This is a genomic window from Methylobacterium sp. WL18, assembly GCF_008040015.1.
In the GTDB taxonomy this organism is placed as follows: domain Bacteria; phylum Pseudomonadota; class Alphaproteobacteria; order Rhizobiales; family Beijerinckiaceae; genus Methylobacterium; species Methylobacterium mesophilicum.
In genome coordinates this window covers 1-920 of sequence record NZ_VRVD01001077.1, presented here as the reverse complement: position 1 = coordinate 920, position 920 = coordinate 1, and the positions used below count along the sequence as shown (strand labels likewise).

Annotated in this window: 1 protein-coding gene; it reads left to right on the top strand. The window is 72.9% G+C overall.

The window, feature by feature from the left end:
* On the top strand, window positions 1-920 hold a 920-nt coding region (locus FV228_RS30985), incomplete at both ends, for a Mur ligase family protein (protein WP_246694101.1).

The following is a 920-nucleotide window of genomic DNA, read 5'->3' as shown; positions in this document are numbered from 1 at the left end:
CCAGCACGGGGCCGTGGTCAGCGAGGCCCGCGCCGAGGATCTGGCCGCCCACGGCCCCGTGCTGGCGGTCCCGGATTCAGGGGCCGACCCGGTCCTGACCGCGATGACCCGCCTGGGCGAAGCCGCCCGGGCGCGCACCGACGCACAGATCGTGGCGGTGACCGGCTCGGTCGGCAAGACCGGGACCAAGGAGGCCCTGCGCCACGTCCTGGCCGGGCAGGGCGACACCCACGCCTCGGCGGCCTCCTACAACAACCATTGGGGCGTGCCCCTGACGCTCGCCCGGATGCCGCGCACCACGCGCTACGGCGTGTTCGAGATCGGCATGAACCACCCGGCCGAGATCGTGCCGCTGACCGCGCAGGTCCGGCCCGACATCGCGCTGATCACCACGGTCGAGCCGGTGCATGTCGAGCATTTCGCCTCGGTCTCGGCCATCGCGGACGCCAAGGGCGAGATCTTCTCCGGCGTGGAACCCGGCGGCGTGGCGATCATCAACCGGGACAGCGCGCATTACGACCGCCTGGTCGCCCATGCGAGTGCGTCGCGGGCCGGCCGGATCGTCAGCTTCGGCGAGCATCCGGAAGCCGACGTGCGGGCGCAGAAAATCGTGCTGCGCCCCGACCTGTCGGTGGTCGACGCCGTCGTGATGGGGCAGCCCGTCACTTACAAGCTGGGCACCGCCGGGCGGCATGCGGCGCTGAACTCGCTGGGCGTGATGGCGGTGGTCCACGCGCTGGGGGCCGATCTCGCCGAGGCGGCCCTGGCGCTGGCGGGTTTGAGTCCGCCGGTCGGGCGCGGCGAGCGCACCGCCCTCGAGATCGACGGCGGCACCGCCTACCTGGTCGACGAGAGCTACAACGCCAACCCGGCCTCGGTCCGGGCCGCGATCGCGACGCTCGCCGGCATCGAGACCGGCC